General features: G+C 43.6%; 1 pseudogene. It reads right to left on the bottom strand.

Going from position 1 to position 314, the window contains the following annotated elements:
- Positions 1-95: 95 nt before the first annotated feature.
- A pseudogene (locus tag ACRHOZ_RS20875) lies at positions 96-314 on the bottom strand (hypothetical protein); the annotation flags it as partial.

Genomic DNA, 314 nt, shown 5'->3' with positions numbered 1-314 from the left:
ATCGCTTCGAATTGTGGGTCTGGCTCTCCGCCTTTTGTAGAGCACATGCCCTCAAAAATGGAAACTGCGGGATCTATTTCTATTTCCTTCTCCTTTTAAAGTTGGACAAATGCTTTGAATTCGGCCCCATCCAAATCCAAATTATGGGTGTTTTCGGCAACAGCGGAAAACCGCAAACGTGTTCGGGTATCAATAGTATCGGACAAGAAATTCAAAGCGACCATGTTTACGTGCTGAATCTCATCAAAACGATCTTTTATGGCATCTTCGGCCAACATATGTGCAGCAATATGACCACTCAGTTTCATGTCCAG

The sequence above is a fragment of the Flagellimonas flava genome (assembly GCF_050617915.1).
Taxonomy (GTDB): Bacteria; Bacteroidota; Bacteroidia; order Flavobacteriales; family Flavobacteriaceae; genus Flagellimonas; species Flagellimonas flava_A.
The sequence above is the reverse complement of the archived record's forward strand: the minus strand, read 5'-3'. Positions and strand labels throughout refer to the sequence as shown.